At 62.6% G+C, this 19,236-nt stretch carries 11 protein-coding genes; 8 read left to right on the plus strand and 3 right to left on the minus strand.

The window, feature by feature from the left end:
- Positions 1 to 212 precede the first annotated feature (212 nt).
- From GPL20_RS02170 to GPL20_RS02205, 8 genes are all read left to right on the plus strand, one after another.
- On the plus strand, positions 213 to 878 hold the full coding sequence (locus GPL20_RS02170; protein ID WP_157327229.1) for a helix-turn-helix transcriptional regulator: 666 nt from the start codon (positions 213 to 215) through the stop codon (positions 876 to 878).
- Positions 879 to 1,149: 271 nt separating this feature from the next.
- Positions 1,150 to 2,337 carry a glycosyltransferase gene (locus tag GPL20_RS02175; protein ID WP_157327231.1) on the plus strand — a complete coding sequence of 396 codons (1,188 nt, stop codon included), beginning with the start codon at positions 1,150 to 1,152 and terminating at the stop codon, positions 2,335 to 2,337.
- Positions 2,334 to 3,590, plus strand: a complete 1,257-nt coding sequence (locus GPL20_RS02180) for an O-antigen ligase family protein (RefSeq protein WP_157327233.1) — start codon at positions 2,334 to 2,336, stop codon at positions 3,588 to 3,590. Before GPL20_RS02175 ends, GPL20_RS02180 begins: the two co-directional genes overlap by 4 nt.
- 3 nt (positions 3,591 to 3,593) lie before the next feature.
- Positions 3,594 to 5,582 (plus strand): asparagine synthase (glutamine-hydrolyzing), encoded by a 1,989-nt coding sequence (asnB, locus tag GPL20_RS02185; protein ID WP_157327235.1) that lies wholly within the window; start codon positions 3,594 to 3,596, stop codon positions 5,580 to 5,582.
- Between the two features lie 11 nt (positions 5,583 to 5,593).
- Positions 5,594 to 7,468: a GumC domain-containing protein gene (locus GPL20_RS02190; protein ID WP_157327237.1), complete on the plus strand. Its 1,875-nt coding sequence runs from the start codon at positions 5,594 to 5,596 to the stop codon at positions 7,466 to 7,468.
- A gap of 200 nt (positions 7,469 to 7,668) precedes the next feature.
- On the plus strand, positions 7,669 to 10,398 hold the full coding sequence (locus GPL20_RS02195) for a non-ribosomal peptide synthetase (RefSeq protein ID WP_157327238.1): 2,730 nt from the start codon (positions 7,669 to 7,671) through the stop codon (positions 10,396 to 10,398).
- Positions 10,399 to 10,714: 316 nt separating this feature from the next.
- Positions 10,715 to 12,592: a coiled-coil domain-containing protein gene (locus GPL20_RS02200; protein ID WP_157327240.1), complete on the plus strand. Its 1,878-nt coding sequence runs from the start codon at positions 10,715 to 10,717 to the stop codon at positions 12,590 to 12,592.
- Positions 12,593 to 12,758: 166 nt separating this feature from the next.
- Positions 12,759 to 13,445, plus strand: a complete 687-nt coding sequence (locus GPL20_RS02205; protein WP_157327243.1) for a N5-glutamine methyltransferase family protein — start codon at positions 12,759 to 12,761, stop codon at positions 13,443 to 13,445.
- Positions 13,446 to 13,548: 103 nt separating this feature from the next.
- Here GPL20_RS02205 and GPL20_RS02210 read toward each other — a convergent pair whose 3' ends face one another.
- From GPL20_RS02210 to GPL20_RS39140, 3 genes are all read right to left on the minus strand, one after another.
- Entirely contained in the window at positions 13,549 to 15,054 is a 1,506-nt protein-coding gene (locus GPL20_RS02210) for an HlyD family type I secretion periplasmic adaptor subunit (protein WP_246250012.1), read from the minus strand.
- A complete protein-coding gene (locus GPL20_RS02215) occupies positions 15,054 to 16,895 on the minus strand; it encodes a type I secretion system permease/ATPase (protein WP_157327468.1) in 1,842 nt (613 codons plus the stop codon). The genes GPL20_RS02210 and GPL20_RS02215 overlap by 1 nt, the downstream gene beginning before the upstream one ends.
- A gap of 206 nt (positions 16,896 to 17,101) precedes the next feature.
- Positions 17,102 to 18,562, minus strand: a complete 1,461-nt coding sequence (locus tag GPL20_RS39140) for a calcium-binding protein (protein ID WP_205751129.1) — start codon at positions 18,560 to 18,562, stop codon at positions 17,102 to 17,104.
- Positions 18,563 to 19,236: the final 674 nt, after the last annotated feature.

Here is a 19,236-nt window from a genome sequence, read left to right on the forward strand (position 1 = left end):
CCTGAATGCTCCCGCTGCTGCACGTGCGAGATGTAGACCCGCGTTGCTACCCCTTACTTGATCACGATCGGGAATTGGCGTGACGATCGGCGACTCTCGGTCGCTTCGCGCGCCGCGGGGTTACCCCTGATTCAACGTTTACACGTTGCGCAGAAATTTGGAAGCTTTGTGGCACGTTCATTCCATTAGGAAGCCCGGCTGGGGAAGTAACAATGTTGAATTTAAATCAGGCATTGCCGAGGACTATTGCTTTGCAGGGTCATTCTGCTGAATCGATGTTCAATATTTCGGACTCAGATACTGGACCAAACATTCATTCAGACGCCAACAGCCACAAGCACGACGGCTTGCGCGGCGTGCTCGCACGCATCGGATGCGGACAGGTCTTGCTCCGACGCGGTCGGGTGGTCGAACTCAGTCCAGCCGGACGCGCGATCCTGGAACGCGAGTCGCGCGCCAATGCTAGCCAGGAAACGCTCTATGGCGCGGTGAAGGAATTGGTCCATCGCGCGGGCGCACGGTTTCCGGCAGGTTCGACATCCTGGCTGGCGACGTCGACCAAGGAAGGGTTTACCGCTTTGGTCAACCAGGTCGCGAACGCATGGTCTGACGAGACCATCGCGCTGATCCTGTTCGATCTCGATGCTCATCCAGAGCCCTCGCCCCGAACGCTGCAGCGCCTGTTCGGATTTACCACTGCGGAAACTCAGCTCGCCATCGAGTTGGCGCGAGGCAACAACCTGATCGACATCGCTCGTGCGCGGCGACTGAGCCGAACGACCGTGCGCTCGCAGCTGGCCTCGCTGTTCGTCAAGACGCAGACACGCCGGCAGGCCGACCTGATCGCGCTGCTCGGACGCCTCGCAGTCCTGCCCTAGCGCAGACACGGAATGCGGTGCGTTGTCCGATGAAGGGACGTCGAAGTGCTCGTGGCGCGTTCGGCAAACATGCGCTCGCGCTGCGTTGTCGCGTGCAAAAAGCTCTATGCGAGCACGTCGGCGAACCACCCGCTGCCTCAGTCATTCGAATGCATGAAGACAGGCCGCAGACACGTCCTAACCTGCTCAGGTCCCAAATCTTCGCCGGGAAGGCGGGGCCTTTGAGGCCGGGGTCCAGGCGAGATTGCTCAAAGGGACGGAAGGAAGCAACATGGCGCTGCACTTGCTTTGCATAGGAGGCGAGGATCACGCGCTGCGTATCCCGTTCCTGGAGGCTCTGCAGAACCGCGGACTGCGCGTGAGCGCGGCGGGCACCGGTGCAGCATCTGCATTCGCGCAAAATGGCATCACCTATCATCAATATCAGTTCGACAGATTTGGCATGGGCGCCTCTGATCGGGCCGCCATTGGGCAACTGGCGCGGCTTGTGAAGTTCGCTCGTCCAGACGTGATCCAGACCTTCGACACCAAGCCGAACCTGTTTGCACCATTGGCACTTCGCGGCGCCGTTCCCGTTGTCCGTACGATCAACGGAATGGGGTGGGTCTTCTCCTCGACCGAGCTGAGAGCCCTCGCCTTTCGCCCGGTCTATCTGGCCATGCAACGCCTGGCTGCCTGCTGGACCGCAGCGACCGTATTCCAGAACAAGGCGGACAGGAGCTTCTTCCACCGTCACCATCTGCTTGGAAAGAGCCCGTCTGTCGTCATCGGAAGCTCGGGGATCGATGTCGGCGCTTTCGAGACAGCGCAAGCGCGGATGGCCTCGCCTGCCGAGCTACGCGCCGAACTCGGGCTGGGCGACGCCGAAATCGTCCTTACGGTAAGCCGATTGACGGTGCAAAAGGGCATTGCGACGCTGCTCGAAGCGGCGGAGATCGTCCACCAGGCACGTCCCAAGGTTCGCTTTCTGCTCGTTGGTCCTCGCGAAAGCGAAGGTGCATTCGCGGTGGATCAGGCGCTGATCGAGCGGCACGCGCCATATGTGATTGCCACCGGCGCCAGATCGGATATTCCCGCGCTTCTAGGACTCGCTGATGTCTTTGCCTTTCCAACCGAGTATCGCGAAGGCATTCCCCGCGTTTTGCTGGAAGCCGGGTTGGCAGGGGTGCCGATCGTCGCCTCGCGCATGCCGGGGTGCGATGACGTCGTCGTCGAAGACTGGAACGGCCACCTTGTGCCTCCACGCGACCCACGCGCGCTCGCGGCCGCAATTCTTGGCCTCCTTCAGGATTCCTCGCGTGCAAGGACGATGGGCCAACGCTCGATCAACGTGGTGCGCCGCGAGTTCGACCTGAACTTCGTGGCTGACCGCTATGCGGAGCTTTACAGGCAGCTGCTTTCCCGCGGCCATTCGAGTGACGGGCGGGCGGCGGCGCACAGCAGCAGTGAAATACAATGATCGGTAGCGCCCTCCTTGCGCTTGGGCTCGTGCTTGGGACGGCTTCGCAGCTGCGCCTTCCCGGCTTCCCCTTGGGCATCGGGGAGGCCTGTCTCGCCGTCTGGCTCGGTCTCGCGTCCCTGCAACTCCTGACCAGCTCGAGAGTCTGCAACCCTACGGCTCTGCTCTGGCTGCTTGTATTCTGGACCTGCTTTATCTTCATCCAGAGTTTCGGGGCATTCCTGGCATTGCTGCGCCCGGAAATCGTCGACCCCGATCTCGTCGTGCACGACATATTCGCATATCTCCTCGTGGCCGCCGTCACCTGCCTGGCCGCTGCGACATTGAGGCCGGAGGGTTCTCTCCGCGACACGCTGTGGTTTCTGATCGGATTCTGGATCATCACCATGGCCGCGCAACTGGCATTGGGCTGGGGTTACTTCAGCATCTCGTCAGTCAATCCATGGTACTGGGACCGGTTTCGCGGCTGGTCGGAGAATCCAAACCAGCTCGCAATCTACTGTGCAGTTCTGACACCACTCTCGCTTCACATGGCTCTGACTGCCAAGCGGTCTGGCCGCTTTGTCGCGGGATTGAGCTGCATCGCAACGTTCGTCGTGGGCCGGCTGACGAAGAGCGACACCTTCCTTGTCTCGATGTCGCTCTCGATACCCCTGTTCGTCGCGCTGCGCCTGCGAACCTGGCTGACATCACCCGAGTATCGATGGAGCCTGCGTTTTGCAGCTGCAGCGATCGCCGTTATGGCCATAGTTCCCCTTTCGCTCTCACTGCTCCCTTACGGCGCGGCAACGGCGGGCGATGTCGGGGGGCTGGCCGCGGGAATGATGAAGGACCGTGGCGGCGAGGCAACCAGGGCAACCGCCAATCTGCGGCTGAGCCTCTGGCAGGACGCTTTGCACGCAGGTCTGGAGTCCGGATCGCTTGGCCTTGGACCCGGGCCGCATTTGGAGAAACCAAGCGGCATCACGGACAAGGGTGTCCCGCTCCCCTTGGAAGCTCATAGCACCCTGCTGGACGTCTTCACCCAGGGCGGACTGCTTGGCGTGATCGCCGTTCTCGGTCTGCTCGCGGGTACGCTTGCGCTCCTGCTCCGCGCGCGACTTGACGCCTTGGCCGTTCTGATCCTCGCGCTCGCCTTCTTCAGCATCAGCCATTTCATTCTACGGCATCCGACCGTGTGGTTTGCCATCACACTGGGCCTCATCCTGGGCTCGGTTCGGCGGACATCGGCGCATGCGCGCATCGGAAGCTAGGTCATGTGCGGGATTACCGGAATACTTCAGACGCAGCACGCTTCTCGATCCGCCGACCTGGCGGCGATCGGGCCGATGACGGCTCGCCTGCGCCACCGCGGTCCCGACGCAGACGGGTTCTGGATCGACCGGGACGCCGGGGTGGCGTTCGGACACCGCAGGCTAGCGATCATCGATCTTTCTGATGCCGGTCGACAGCCGATGATTTCGAACGACGGCCGGTTCGTCATCACATTCAACGGCGAGATCTACAACTTCAAGCCGTTGCGCCGAGAGCTCGAGCGGGAAGGCGAGCGCTTCACCGGCAATAGCGACACGGAGGTCTTGCTTGGCTTGATCCAGAGATGGGGGCTCGAGAAGGCGCTCCAACGCACCAACGGCATGTTCGCAATCGGATTGTGGGACCGCCGGAACCGCACGCTTCACCTCGCCCGCGATCGAATGGGAAAAAAGCCGCTCTACGTCGCGCGGACGCCGAATGCGGTCGCGTTCGCGTCGGAGCTGAAGGCCATATCTGCATTTCCTGACTTTCATCAGGAGATCGATCCATGTGCCGTCGCGGAGTTCATGGAGCGCGGATGGTTGCCGGAGGACCAGTGTATCTGGCGCGGCGTCTTCAAGCTTCCACCCGGTGGCATCCTATCCATCGGTGCTGCGGACCTCTCTGTCTGGCGGGACGCCGCAGCGCTACGAGAACGCGCACGTCTGTGGTGGTCGTTGGCCGATGTTGCGCGCGAGGGTCGCGCAGCCCCCGCAGCCGCAGATGACCAACAGCTCGTGTCCCACCTGAGCGGTCTGCTCCAGGCCGCCGTCGCCGACCGAATGGTCGCCGACGTGCCGGTCGGGCTGTTCCTTTCGGGCGGAATCGACAGTTCGACCATCGTAGCCCTGATGCAAGCCCAATCGAGCCGGCCGGTGCGGACATACACAATCGGCTTCGGTGAACGCGCATTTGATGAGACGGCCAACGCCGCGGCCGTGGCGCGGCATCTCGGCACCAGCCATACCGAGCTACGTCTCACGCCCGCGGAAGCCAGAGCAGTCATTCCCGAACTTCCGACCATCTGGGATGAGCCGTTTGCCGATGAATCGCAGATCCCGACGCTGCTTCTGTCTCGGCTTGCACGGCGGGACGTCACCGTCGCCCTGTCCGGCGACGGAGGTGACGAGTGCTTCGCCGGGTATTCCAGGCACGTTCTGTCTGCCCGTTTGGCGCCTCTGCTGAACTCCAACCGGTCGTTGCGGACGATGGCCGCAAGCGGCGTGGCGCTGCTCGGACGGGGAGTGCGCGACACTATCGTCGAAACGCTTCATCTTCCGGGCTGGCTGCAACGGATGACCCGCGGCGATCGGATCAACCGCCTGGCGGATCTCATCGGCAGCCGTGACATTGGCGAAATGTACCGCCGATCCACGCGGCTCTCCGAATTGCAATTGATGCAGGCACAGGCAGGCGCGACTTCTGACTCGATCCCGCCGCTCAACGATCTTCTTTCTGATCTTGTCGTCCGGGATATGCTCGAATATCTCCCGAGCGACATTCTCGTGAAACTCGATCGCGCCAGCATGGCGACCAGCCTGGAGGCGCGCTGCCCGCTTCTCGACCATCGCGTTGTTGAGTTCAGCTGGACGCTGCCCAATTCCGCGAAGGTGCGCAATGGTCAGGGAAAATGGCTACTGCGCCAGGTCCTTGGCCGCTACGTGCCCCGACAATTGTTCGAGCGGCCGAAACAGGGCTTTGACGTACCGATCGGCGCCTGGCTGAAAGGACCGCTTCGCTCATGGGCATCAGACCTCATGTCCGAGTCTCGCCTTCGCAATCAGCATCTTCTCGACGCCACGCGCGTGCAGGACTGCTGGCTGCAACACCTTAGCGGACGCCGTGATCTCTCACGACCGCTGTGGGCTGTTCTGATGCTGCAGTCCTGGCTCGACGCATCAGCGGCCTCCGAGACGTCCAAAATGGCGGACGTGATGGAACCGGCGCAGTAGAGGAGCACGCGATGGAAGCGTTCACAGGTAAGCGAATTCTCCCGGTGACGGTTCTGTCCCAGGCACGGTCAAAAGCCGATGACAATCCTCCTGATGACGCCGTTGCGGCATTCAAGCACGTGCTGGAGAGCATTAGGCGATACAGGCGCTTCATCATGAAGATGATCGGCGCCGGCGCGCTGCTCGCGGTGCTGGGTAGCCTGTTTATGTCCCCGTCCTATCTCGCGACGGCACAGCTTGTCGTAAACGCCCGGGGAGGCCCGGACGGTGCCGGCACGCCCGGGAATTCCGCCGCGCCGACTGGCGGCTCGGACGATCCGACCATCGACACGCACGTGACCGTGATGTTGTCCGATGCCTATCTGCGTCGTCTCCTTCCAGCGGTGAGGTCGCTCGACAACGCAACGAGGGCGAAGGCGACGGACTCGCTCCTCGGCACGACATGGTCGAAAATCAAGGCGCTGCTCCCGTTCCGCAAGGCTCAACCGCGCGATGGCGCAGCTTTGGCGGCCTTGAAGGGACGCCTGAAGATTAGTCAGGAACGCAGGTCCAGAGTCATCAGCGTCATTGCCAGCGATGCCAATCCGCAACGGGCGGCTGACGTCGCAAACCTGATCGCACGATCCTACGCCGATGAGCTGGTCCGGCAAAAGCACGCCATGGAACTCCAGGCTCTGGACGCCATCGCAGCACAATCGGCCATCGTGCAGCATGACCTAACCAAGGCAAAGGAGGAATGGGACGCCAGCCACGCGGGTCAGACCACGTCATCGCAGAGCGCCGCCGCGTTGCAGTGGAAGATCACCACGCTGGCCCAGCAGTATGAAACTCTGTTGCGAAAACGGCAGGAACTGACCACGAAGGGCATCGTCGCCGAGCCGGACGTGACCGTCATCGCTGATGCCTCGCCACCGGAGCTCCCCAGCTCGTTGAATCCGTTTCTCCTCGTTCCCCCAATCACTATTGTGTTTGGGCTGCTGGCTTGTCTCATCGCAGTCATCCTCAAACGCCTCGACCGAAGCCTGCACACGGAGGCCGAAGCCACAGACGCATTGGACATCCCGTGCGTCGGGGTGATCCCTTCGATCCCACTGGAATTGAGCAACTTCCCGCGGCGGCTCGCAGAGGAATCGGCTGTCTCGTACAACAGGGCCGTTCGCTCAACCGTCGTATCGCTAATAGCCGCCGATCCAGTCTCGCCACGGTCGCAACACGTCGTCCTGGTGACGTCCTGCTCGCACGGTGAAGGCAAGAGCGCGATCGCCTGGAGTTTCGGCTTTAGCGCAGCACAGCTGGGACAGCGCGTTCTGTTCCTGGATTTCGCCCAAGTACCTCGGCGCGCCGGCGGCGAGTCCGCCGATCTGTTCAAGCTGCTGGCGCACGACGGAGCCGCGGCGAAGGCCGTTCAGCACATCCCGGAGCTCGGTATCGACTACATATCGTCGAGACTATCCGAGGGGAGCCGCCTGGGGCCGCTGGTGGGCCCGAAGGTGGATTCGTTGTTCGAGCATTTTAGAACTAACTACGACCTCGTCGTCATCAACGCTCCCTCGCTGGATGATGCGCCGGAAGTGAGACTTCTCACCTCCTGGGCCGATCACGTTCTGCTTGCGGTCCGCGCCGGCAGCACGAGCAGAGACGTCGTACGGAGCGCCTTGAACCGGTTCGCCCGGTCGTCGGACCTCGATACCCATATCAAATTCTGGTGCGTCCTGACGCATGGCGTGCCGTCCGAGCTCGCGCCATCCGAAGTCGCGCCGTCGTCGGAGTCGACTTTGATGCTCTATTATCGCCGCCTCAAGGCAGCAGCGGCACGGTGGATAAGCATCGAGCCGGTCATCGACACCTCTGACCGCGCTGAGACCGCGCTGAGGGCCCGGAAATGATTGCGCGGCTCGGGTGGGCGTTGGTCACTCGGACTTCCGATATGCGGGGACGCCGAACAGCCCGGCGGAGGCCAGGCATGCGAACCAGCTCCTGAAATCCAATGCCGCGTATTGCCGGGCAGCCACAATCAGAAGGCAACCACATCCTTCATTTGAAGTATGCGTGCCGAGACCGCAATGGCATACGTTAGGACGGGAACATGACGAGTACGGTGATGCAGCTTCAGACCCTTAGCGGTACACATCCGTCTGGTCGTTCAAGCGACGCTCTCGGCACGGACCCGTCCTCCCTCGTTCAGCAGCCCGTGCGCTGGCTCACACCCGTGGACGTGCATCTTGATCTCAACGGTCCGACCGATCGATCATTCGATCGCCTGGGAGACGGCTTTGCCGGCGTCTCCGCGATCGATCACCTGATTGCGGTGACGGCGAGGTTCGCCAACAAGGTCGCAATCAGCGACGCCAATCATAGCTTCACGTACTCACAGCTGTTGTCCCGGGTCTTGACCTTGGCCCAAGCGATCGAGGCTCTGATCCCGGAGGGGGAGGCCGTCGGATGGCTGTTGCGCGCGTCGGCTTGGCAGCCAATCGCCATGCTAGCCTGCATGGCGGCCGGACGAATCCTCGTCCCCCTCAACCCGCGCGACCCAGTTCAGCGTCTCATGGGCATCGCCAAAGTCGCACGGATTTCCGTGCTGATCGGGCAGGATGCCGGCGATTCTGCCGAGTGGATCAAGCAACACGGCCTGCTCTGGCTCGACGTTGCGAGCGCCAGCGAACCTGCATCACCGACGCCGACGCTCGGGCAGGTTTCGGTCGATGCGCCTGCCGTAGTGCTCTATACGTCCGGCAGCACCGGGGCGCCCAAGGGCGTCGTCAATAGCCAACGCAATTTGCTCCAGCGCGTTCAGCAATACGTGGATGCATGTCACATCAGCGCCGCCGACGTTTTCATGCCTCTAAGCGGTCCCACCACGATCGCCGGTTGCCGGGAGATGCTGTCGGCCTTGCTGACGGGGGCAAAGCTGCACATCGTGGACATCGAGGTGCTCGGGTTGCGCGGCGTTCTTCGCCAGATCACGGCGCAACAGGTGACGATCACCTACGTCGTACCCGCCCTGGCTCGTGCTCTGATCAACGCCAGCCGACAAGGCGATCTCGATTCGCTTCGCGTGATCCGCGTCGGCGGGGAGAAGGTGCTGTGGACCGATATTGCCCTCATCCGAAGAGCGGTGAAGGCAAGCTGCTTCATTCAGGTCAGCTATCTGTCGACGGAGACCACCGGCACCCAGTGGTTTCTTCCCAAGGACCGGCAAGAGGATGGCGTCAGCGTTCCGGTCGGCTATCTGCTTCCCGGCATATCATATGCCGTGGTCGACGAAAGCGGAAATTCGGTCCGGTGCGGTGAAGTCGGCGAACTGGTTATCAAGAGCGGATACGTCATGCTCGGATACTGGGACGGCGGCCAGCTTTCTCCGGCATTGCACGCCCCGGACGATCCAAAGTCTCGCATCTACCCGACGGGCGACCTCGTCGTCGTGGATACGCATGGCCTCGTGCGGATCGTCGGACGGAAGGGACGCCAGCTCAAGATCAATGGTCAGCGTGTCGAACCGGCCGAACTCGAGAGTGCGCTGCGCAAGCTCGCCTATGTGAAGGACGCCGTCGCCGTCGTGACGGACGCCAACGAACTGGTTCTTTTTGCATCGCCGGCCGCCCCGCTGAGACCGCACTTCCAGACCGAAGTCCGTGAGCTGATCCGGCAGACCCTTCCTGCGGCCTTGCATCCGACCAGACTGCACGAGGTCCTGGAGATTCCCCGCCTTCCAGGAGGAAAGATCGATCACGCCAGGCTGAAACTGCTCGATCTGGAGAGCAACAAGACCTCGCCCATGCCGATGCCGGCGGTGCAAAGAATGGCCGAGGCCAACAAGGCCGTGCATCAGGTGTGGAGCAATATCCTGGGCGCGCCGGAAGCCGCTGGACGTTGGGACGAAGCCGGCGGCGACTCGCTGAAGCTACTGCGCTGCGTCATGGATCTCGAAGAGCTGATCGGCCGTGAGCTCAACATGGAAGCGTTCACGGTCGATATGAGCGCTGAAGACATGATCCGGGCTGTTGCCACGGGGCATCGGCAGGAGCGGCAGCGTCTCGACCATCAAATCCTCCCATGTCTCGTCATACTACCCGGCTCCATGGGGTACGGCCCGAGCATGGCCGCCTTTGGCGCTCAGCTGAGCAAGGTGGCGCGGGTCATACCCATTCGCTATCCGGACCTGAGCTGGAGTCTCGCTGGAGGCGACTCGGTCCAGGAGATGGCCGCGCTGGCGGTCGAGCAGATCAAGGCGGCCCAGCCACGCGGCGATGTTCGAATGATCGGCTATTCCCTCGGCGGCGGCGTCGCCTTCGAAGTTGCAAGCCGATTGATTGAACAGGGTCGTGCGGTCAAATTCCTGGGCATTCTCGACACCAACGTGGGCCCGCGCAGAGCAAATCATCGGGAAGCCTTTTCCCGCACGTTGCAGCGGATTCGATCCCATCGCGTGACGATCTACCGCATGCTTTGCCGCTCCGTGGCGAAGCTTGCAACGCGAATGGGCCAAGAGGTTCGATTCTGCAGGCTCATCGACTCCATTACATGGTCTCGCCTGGCAAACACACGTTTCATGCTCAGGCTCGAACTCGAGGAACTGCTCCGGATGCGCGCATTCGGACGCTGGGTTTCGGACAGCAAACCTCGTTTGCCGATCAAGGGAACCGTCTTCGCATGCCATCGGCCAGGCGTAACGCCGCGCCTCGGATGGGACTTCCTGTTTGAAGAACTGGACGTGATTCCGATCGCCGGCGGACATCTTGATCTGGTGGTGGAGCCGCACCTCTCGGTCAACCGGCCCGTGATCGAGCGCGCGATCAAGGCGTCCTCCTCTTGATTTCGCGATCGAGCCTTTGAGGTGACGGTCCTGACGCGTAGGTACGAAATTGCACCGGTCGCGCTCACCGGGCTGCGCGCCGCCTTCAAAAGCGGCCACGCCGACGAAAATGGCAAATGATCTGCTCATGTTGTGCTTCCTGCGCGGATGATGAAGCGTGCGCTTCACAAGCCATTTAAGCGAAGACGTCGGGGCAAGAAGCTTTGGGCGATGGTCCGCTTGATCTACCTAATACCCATTGCCGCCCCTCCTTCTACTCCGTTCTGGCTACCACGACTGCGATATCGACAGCGCGCCGATGAAAGCGGTGTCATGAATGCAAGCCATATTCCCCGCCAAGCATTGGGCTGTCGCAATGGGGGTGCACGGTTTCGATTTGTCGAAAGCAAAAGCTGTCGCGCTGGCCTCTGCGCGCCGGCCGCAGCATCCGCAATTTTCGTCCCGCGGACGCGGATCGCTCGACATCGCTCGCCGACCCCGCGCTTGCGCAATCGCGGGCGGGTTCATTGTGGTTCTGGTCACCTGCCTTTTTCCGCTTCTGATTGGAGCCGCCGACGCCAAATCCCCCGACCAAGACGACGGCGGTGGCGCTCGCTTCATCGCAATGGCAAGGTTGGATCGGGGGAACTCCATAGCCGGACGAGAGCAGACCAGCGGGAGGCTGATCTTGGCTCAACGCGCGGACAAAGCTCAGCCTGCCGAGGCACAGTCCGTTCACCGGCCGGCGGCACCGGCCCCTCAAGGGGCGGTGCCCACCAGGGAGCAGCAACGCGCTCCGGCTGACAGTCCTGCACTCGAAACGACGGCCTCATCACCCGCCGGATCAAGGGCTGTTCAGGCCGCTTTCGAAGCGGAGCGGGTCAGCCTGAGGCTATTGCTGGATCAGGAGCGAGACCGAAGGGAAAAGCTTGCGCGCGAACTGGCTGCGGTCCGGGCGGAACTCGACGCGACGCGGCAGATCCAGACGCACACCGGCCGCGCCATCGAGATCGGGATCCAGCAGACGCAGGCGCTCGAACACGAGCGGGAAAAGACGAGCAATCTTTCGCGTGAGCTCTCCTTTCTCAGGGCCGAACTCGAGGTCGCACGCGTCGCGGCTTCAAAAGCCATGCAGGCATCTGAAGCCGAACTCAAGCAGGAGCGTCCGCTCGATCGACGAAACGGAGCCAAACGCTTTGCGCTCCAGCTTGCCTCGCTTGGCTCGGAACTCGACGCTGCGCGGAGCGAAGCGGCCGAGGCCAAGAAGTCTGCTGCGGCGCAGGCCGTACAAACGGAAACTCTCGAGCGCGAGCTGAAGCAGGAGCAGGACAAGGCGGAAACCCTCATCAATGAACTCGGCCCCCTCCGGATTGCGGTGTCCGAGACTGCCAAGCTCAACGCTGCAGATACCGGTCAGAAGCAGGCGCTGACGCGCGAGCTCGAGAAGCAACGGGACCGGGCAGAGAGCGCGGTGCGCCAGCTGGATTCCGTTCAGGCCCAACTCCGTGCGGCCCAGACGGCGAGTTCAGAATTGGCTGCTCACCGCGCCGCGGACGCCGAGCACAAACGGGCGCTGGAGCGCGAGATCGAACAGCAGCGCAGCCGTGCGGACGCTCTCGCACGCGAGACGGCCGCAGCCGCCGCAAAGGCCCAAGCCAGGCTCGAAAGGGAGCAAGCAGACAGTGGCGAAGCGCGGCCTCCGGCGCCCGAGTCTGCCCGCTATCAACTGAGCGCATGGAATGCATTCGCGGTCGTGGAGGCGCCCTGGTATGACGGCGGGGGCCGCGCAACAAGCCAAGGCGTCGTCCAGCCTACCGCCTCGCCTCCGACAAAGCCTCCTGCTTCCGGCGTAACACCGCCGGACGCACAGCTCACAACGGGCGCAGCCCTGTCCGGCCCTGATGCGAAGGTGGAGCGGCCGGCTGCGAGCGCGCCACCGCGTCCGCTCGCCAACGAGGAGAGACTGCTCGCCCGTGCCAGCGCATTGCTGCGGCAGGCGGACATCAACGGTGCCCGGGGGTTGCTCGAATACATTCTCGATCATGGCAGCGCACAGGCTGCCTTCATGCTGGCCGAGACTTACGATCCTCACGTGCTGCGATCCTGGGACGCCCGCGGCGTCGCCGGCGATAGGGCGAAGGCGCGCGAGCTGTATGAACGCGCTCGGGCCGGCGGCATTCACAATGCGGACGGACGGATCAGAGGGCTCAGATAATTGCCGGAGCGAGCCTTCCCAGATTGGCCCAGAGAGTGGAGAGATTCATGTCCTTGAGCAAGCTCGCATTCACGGTCCGTGACGATGCTCGGCCTGCAGCTGACTGCGAGCTGAACGGCATTCGCCACGTTGGCAGAAGATGCATCACGCGCGAGGTCTGAATGCGATGAGCGAATCCATCAACGTAGCCGAGGCGTACGGGCGAGGATGCACCATGTTCATGGGAATCGAGCTGCTGGTTGCTCCCGGCGCGCTGGTGCCGCGGCCGGAGACAGAGTTGCTTGGCAGAACCGCCGTTGACGCCTTGCGGCAGAAACGCCTCCCCGCGCCGCGGATCGTCGACATGTGCTGCGGCGCCGGCAATCTGTCATGCGCGATCGCGCTCAATATTCTCGACGCTCGCGTTTGGGCCAGCGACCTGACCGAAGGATGTGTCGAGCTCGCGCGGCGCAATGCCGCGCGTCACGCTCTTGAGTCTCGCCTCGCCGTGCTCCGGGGCGATTTGTTCGGGGCTTTGTCGGGCCTGCAGCTCGAGCGAACGATCGATATGATCGTCTGCAACCCACCCTACATCTCGGAAGCGCGGCTCAAGGGTGATCGCGCTTCTCTACTGATAGACGAGCCGCGCGAGGCATTCGCCGCGGGACCGTACGGACTGAGTATCCATATGCGCGTGGCGAAAGACGCACCTCGGTACTTGCGGCCGCAAGGATTGTTGTTGTTCGAGGTCGGCCGTGGCCAGGATCGGCAAGTGGCAACCCTGCTCGAACGCAACGACGCTTACGAGAATGTCCGCGTGGTCATGGACGAGACGGGCGCCGGTCGCGTCGTCATGGCCTACGCGAGGGGATAGCCGTCTTCCCGCACCTCCCGCCACAATGATGGCTGGCACCGCACCGTTAGGACTCCGGCTCCCGCTCCCTCCGCGCGGGCCGGCCCGCGAAGGCAACGCGTGCTCAGCTCTCCCGCATGCCGCGACGGATCGCGTCGGTGATCGGCTGGGCCAGATAAGCAAGAATCGTGCGTTCACCGGTTGCGATAAGGACGTCGGCCATCATGCCTGGCTTGAGCTTTTCGCGGACCTTGTCGGGGAATTGCGTCACCTGGACCGAGACCTTCACCTCGTAATAGGGTTGATGCGTGGCATCGTCGCGAGTGGCATCTGCCGCGATCGATAGCACCTCCCCAAGAGCGATCGGGGTGGAACGGGCCTTGAACGAGGGAAGCCGCACCTCGGTCGGCAGGCCGAGCTGGACGTGGTTGATGTCGAGCGCCGATACCTTCGCCGCGACCACGAGCACGTCGTTGTCCGGCACGATCTCCATCAACACATCGCCCGCCTTTATCACGGCCCCGATCGTATGAACCTTGAGGTTCACGATCCGCCCCGATCGCGGTGCGCGTACTTCCATCCGGGCGAGGACATCGACGGCGACGCGCAGCTTCTCACGCGCATCGGCAAGCTGGGCACGGGTGTCCGCGAGCTTGCCGGTCGCTTCCTCCAGCACCTTCTGCCCGACCTGATCGATCTGGAGGCGCGACTCGTCGATGATGCGGCCATAGCGTGCGATGTCGGCCTCATATGCCCCGATCTTGCCCTCGAGATCGGCTTTGGAGCGCTCCAGCGTGGCGATGCGTGCGAACGGTACGATGCCTTGATCGGCGAGCGGCTTGAGCTTGTTGTATTCCTGACTCACGCTGTCGAACTGCGCCCGCGCGCCTTTGTTTTGCGCAATATTTCCCTGGATCTGCCGCTGAGCCTGCGCGATTCGCTCCTCCAGGATCGATATCTCGATCTTTCGGGCAGCGCGGCGTTCGTCGAAACGCCGCTTCTGGTCCCCCATTGCGCGCGTTGCGCCGGGATCGGACGTCTTTTGGAGCAGATCGCCCGGAAACGTGATGCTGTCCTTTCCTTCTGCTTCCGCCTGCAGACGTGCCTCCTCGGCGATCGCCGAGTACACTGCCGAGCGGGCGATCTCCTCTTTGGCGCGCTCCTGGGTCGGATCGAGCCGCAACAGGACCTGTCCTTCCGCGACATGAGCATCGCCCGTCACCAACAGGTTCTGGACAATTCCGCCCTCGAGGTGCTGCACCACCTTGCGGTCGCTCTCGACAACGACGGAGCCGGCCGCCACGACGGCACCGTCAATGGATGCGAGGGCAGTCCAACCGCCGAATACGCCAAAGGTGAGGAAGACGATCAGGAAGCCCCGTCGCGCGGGTGTCTGCCAATCGCCCGACGGCCCCTCATTGTCGCCCGTTGAGGACCCCCGGGACCACAAGGCCGGCAGTTTTGCCTTTGCGAGCTGGATCAGCGACTTCGTCATCGTTATCGCCTTCTCAAGGAGCTTGCCCGGAACATGCGGCGCCCGTGCCGGTTCACTGGTCCTGTTGAACTGCTTCAGGATCTCCGCCAATTCGTCGTGAAGAGCGTCCGCTCCCCGCCGCAGCATCTTGTCCATTATTGCCTCGTTGCATGCGCCGAGCGCATTTGACTTGAAAGCTGCACGTTACGGTGAGCGCCATCGGCACGATGGTGAGTGTCAGCGGGGTGATGGCGGTCAGCACGACGATGTTCGGCGGACTCGCGTAAGTCACGTCGCATCGGAGCAACCGTCTGTCCGAGCAGCGCCGGCAGCATTTCCTCGCGCGTGCCGATTTGCCCGAGCCGTCCCTCGTGCATGAACACGATCTTGTCCACTGCAGCGAGCAAGTTCGGGCGGTGATTGACAATCACGATAGTCACCTTGTTCTGCCTAAGTCGCTGGATGGTATCGGCCAGTGCGCGATCGCCGTCGCCGTCGAGATTTGCATTCGGCTCGTCGAGCACCACCAGCACAGGCCTGCCGAAGAGTGCGCGCGCGAGCCCGATGCGCTGCCGCTGACCACCGGACAGACCTGCGCCGTTGTCCCCGATCACGGTGTCATAGCCCTTCGGAAGACGCTGGATCATCATGTGCGCCGACGCCAACTGCGCCGCCTCGACGACCGCCTCGTCGGAGGCGTCGTCGCGGAAACGTGCAATGTTGTCGCGCACGGTACCGGCAAACAGTTCGACGTCCTGCGGAAGGTAGCCGAGGTTCTGTCCAAGGAAATTGGGATCGAAATGTCTGACGTCGTTGCCGTCGATGCGCACGCAGCCGTGCACCAGCGGCCAGGCGCCGACCAGAGCCCGCGCCAACGACGATTTTCCAGAGCCGGACTGGCCAACCACGGCGACGACTTCGCCGGGCGCCAGGCGGAACGAGACGTCGGCGATGGCCGGCAATTGCGATCCGGGAACGAGGACCGTCGCGCCCTCGAGCGAGACCTGCCCCACCAGTGGCGGCAGCCTCGTCGGCCGCCCCTCTGCCGAACGCCCCTCGAGCGCTCGCTTGAGCCGGGCATAGGCCGTCCGCGCGGCAACGAGCGCCTTCCATTGCGACACCGAAGCCTCCACGGGCGCGAGCGCGCGTCCCATGATCAGCGACGCGGCAAACAGCACGCCTCCCGAGATTTCCTGCTGGATCGCGAGGTATGCGCCCACTCCCATGATGGCCACCTGAATCGCCATGCGCAGGAATTTCGAGATCGCGAGCAAAGTCCCGCCTCGCTCTCCCGCCGTCGCGCTTTGCAACAGCGCCTGACCGTGAGTTTCCGCCCAGGCGGCGCGGACCGCGGGTCCCATTCCAAGCGCGCGGATCGCTTCGGCGTTGCGCAGCGACGAGGTCAAGCGGTCCAGTGCATGAAGATTCTTCGATGCAGCCGCATTCAGCGGCGTCTTCGTGAGACGCTCGTTGAGGAAGGCCAGCGTCAGGATGATGACCGCGCCGATAAGGGCGACGAGGCCGATCAGCGGATGGAGCAAAAAGCAAATCGCGAGGAAAATCGGCGTCCACGGCACGTCCATCAGCGATGTGATGACGCCGCCCGACAGCACGTCACGCAAGGTGTCGACGTCGCGCAGCAGCTGAACGTGATGCGAGCTGCTCGTGCTCAGCGCCTGTCCGAGCGCCGTCTCGAACGCCTCTCCCGAGAGGAGCCGATCGAAGTGAAGTCCGGTTTGCACGAGCACCCGACTGCGAAAATGCTCGAGCGCCGCGTAGCTGATGAAGAGAGCGAGCGCGATCACCGTCAGCAGCAACAGCGTCATCCCGTTTCGGCTCGTCAGCACCCGATCGTAGATCTGCATGGTGTAGAGCGGCGAAACGAACACCAGAAGATTGATGAAGATGGACAGTCCGCCGGCCGCGAGCAGGCCGGGACGTATCCGACGGAAAGCGTCCGCGAGCGCAGACTGTTTTGCCGAAGCGTGCATGTGCATATCCGGGCCGCCCTTGGCCGGGCGGCGGTAAGCGGTTGAAAATTGCATGCGATCGGACGTCAAGACGCCCGCATTTCAACATTCCGCCGTGCGCGGAATGGCACCCCGCCTCTCGACCGCCCTGTGGTCGCGAGGAACTCCCCCAGATTGGACATACGCGCGGCGCACCGCGCGTATGTCCTTGTTGTTGTAGACGACCTACGAGCTTACGAGTGCCACGCGTGATGATCGTTGTGGTGAGACATCAGATCAGCAAGATGCGCTGCGAACGAGCCTGTGTCCGACGTATCCGCCTGCTCAGATGCTGCATCCGCAGTCGTGGTCGACGTCGCATTGTGACCCCGCCACCAGGAATGATCTCCGGACGCGGACGACGTGGCGGCATTGATCCACTGCGAGAAATCGAGCCCACCGCCGCGGTGGCAGTGCCCGCCATCGCCGTCGCTCGTCTGCCAACCGCCCGACCAGTTGCCGCGGTGATGGCCACCCCAGCCGCCAGTGTCCGTCGTGCCGCCGGTCGACGGATCCGTCGTTCCGTCCGAGCCCGACACGGGAGGGGTGCTTCCGGTGCTACCGCCAGCGTCGGCAACCGGCGGCGTCGTGGTGCCGTCCGTGCCGGTGCTACCGCCAGCATCCGCAACCGGCGGCGTCGTGGTGCCATCCGTGCCGGTGTCACCGCTAGCGTCCGCAACCGGCGGCGTCGTGGTGCCGTCCGTGCCGGTGTCACCGCCAGCATCCGCAACCGGCGGCGTCGTGGTGCCATCCGTGCCGGTGTCACCGCTAGCGTCCGCAACCGGCGGCGTCGTGGTGCCATCCGTGCCGGTGTCACCGCCAGCATCCGCAACCGGCGGCGTGTCGGTCACCGGATCGGTCACGGGCGGAACGGTCGTGCCACCCGTCGACGTGCCCTCGCTCGTATTGTGCGCCAGGAACACCTGCTGCAGCTCCGGCGAGCTCTCGAGCGCGGTATCGCCATTCTGCGAACCCCACGCGTAAGCATAGTCAAACGCCGGATTGGGAACGAGTTCGGCCCAACGATCGATCATTGCCTGCTCTTGCTCGGCAGTGGGCATCACGTGATGGCTGCCGGTTTCGGTGGTCCAGCCGCCGCCTCCGAAAGCCTGGTAAGCCGGAACGATGGAGTCGAGCGGAATTCCGGCCTGCTCAGCAGCAGCGACGTATTTGTCGATGGTACTGACGTCGACGTCGGGACGATCGGTCCAAACCGGATACCAATCGAGACCGAAGTAATCGATGTGGGTGTTCTCCTGGTTGTAGCTGTTCATGTAGTTCGGATCGTCCGCCGACCCCATGTTCATCAGGACGGTGAACGTCTTGGCGTCGGGATCGTGCTGATGAATCCAGTCGGATTCAGCCATCAGATCCGCGGGGTCGGCTTGCGGTCCCCACTCCCCGGTCATGTCGGGCTCATCCACAAGGTAGAAGCCGAACACTTTCGGATTATTGAGGAAAGGCGTCACCTGGTCGATGAAGTCCTGAGTCACGCCTTGGTACTGATCGAGCCAGACCAGACCTTGCACACCATCGGGCAGTGCATTCACCTGGTCGACATACTGGACGTCTGCGAGGTTGAAACCAGCTGCAGCTGGTGCGAAATTACCTTGATCGTCCAGGCCCCCGCCCGCGGCGTAATGTAAGGTAGTCAATGATATTCCCCTTCCTGTGTTGAAACCCCCAGTGACCTTTTGGGTCTGAGCGCCGACAACCGATCGCGCGTCCCACGGCGGTGAACGTATGTTTACGTTTGAGGCAGGAATTTCCGTATCATTGGGCGGAACCAAGGGATTGTTGTGCCTAAAGTTTGCACGACAATTCGACGGCGTTTTGCCTCCGATCCGCCGATCGAACTGTTTCAAAAGACGATTCAACGATCTGCGCGCCGAGGTGACCACCGAGAATCTGGCATAACGCCGGCAAATTGTTTCTGCCAAGGGCAGCGAACGAAGATTGTCTGCGGATTACTCCCGATGACGGATGTTCTCATCGGCGCGTTTCCGTTGTTGAGTACGAGGTGGCGCCGTTCGGCGGATTGAATTCATTGCGGACCGACTTCGCTATGAATCGGTATTGTGGCACCGAAATCGATTTCGGATGCCGGCCCAGGTAGCGCAGCTGCGGAAGAAAGGAATTTTGTCTTAAGCTCCGGGCTGCGTTTCAGCACCATTGCTGAAGAGCTCTTCTTGCCGAGCGCGCAATCGAATATGCCCCGGTCCAATGCGCCCGTTCGTTTAGTGCCACGCGCTGCCGCGGTTGTTCGAGCAGAATTGAGCGTTCGCGAGGACACCATGTCAGGATCGGCCGAGATCGAGCTCAGGTTTCC

The organism is Bradyrhizobium cajani, assembly GCF_009759665.1.
In the GTDB taxonomy this organism is placed as follows: domain Bacteria; phylum Pseudomonadota; class Alphaproteobacteria; order Rhizobiales; family Xanthobacteraceae; genus Bradyrhizobium; species Bradyrhizobium cajani.

What these genes read in the sequence shown, in the direction of transcription:
- GPL20_RS02170 (WP_157327229.1), top strand. Translation starts at nt 213, where the DNA reads ATGTTGAATTTAAATCAGGCATTGCCGAGGACTATTGCTTTGCAGGGT.
- GPL20_RS02175 (WP_157327231.1), top strand. Translation starts at nt 1,150, where the DNA reads ATGGCGCTGCACTTGCTTTGCATAGGAGGCGAGGATCACGCGCTGCGT.
- GPL20_RS02180 (WP_157327233.1), top strand. Translation starts at nt 2,334, where the DNA reads ATGATCGGTAGCGCCCTCCTTGCGCTTGGGCTCGTGCTTGGGACGGCT.
- asnB (WP_157327235.1), top strand. Translation starts at nt 3,594, where the DNA reads ATGTGCGGGATTACCGGAATACTTCAGACGCAGCACGCTTCTCGATCC.
- GPL20_RS02190 (WP_157327237.1), top strand. Translation starts at nt 5,594, where the DNA reads ATGGAAGCGTTCACAGGTAAGCGAATTCTCCCGGTGACGGTTCTGTCC.
- GPL20_RS02195 (WP_157327238.1), top strand. Translation starts at nt 7,669, where the DNA reads ATGACGAGTACGGTGATGCAGCTTCAGACCCTTAGCGGTACACATCCG.
- GPL20_RS02200 (WP_157327240.1), top strand. Translation starts at nt 10,715, where the DNA reads ATGCAAGCCATATTCCCCGCCAAGCATTGGGCTGTCGCAATGGGGGTG.
- GPL20_RS02205 (WP_157327243.1), top strand. Translation starts at nt 12,759, where the DNA reads ATGAGCGAATCCATCAACGTAGCCGAGGCGTACGGGCGAGGATGCACC.
- GPL20_RS02210 (WP_246250012.1), bottom strand. Translation starts at nt 15,054, where the DNA reads ATGGACAAGATGCTGCGGCGGGGAGCGGACGCTCTTCACGACGAATTG.
- GPL20_RS02215 (WP_157327468.1), bottom strand. Translation starts at nt 16,895, where the DNA reads ATGCACATGCACGCTTCGGCAAAACAGTCTGCGCTCGCGGACGCTTTC.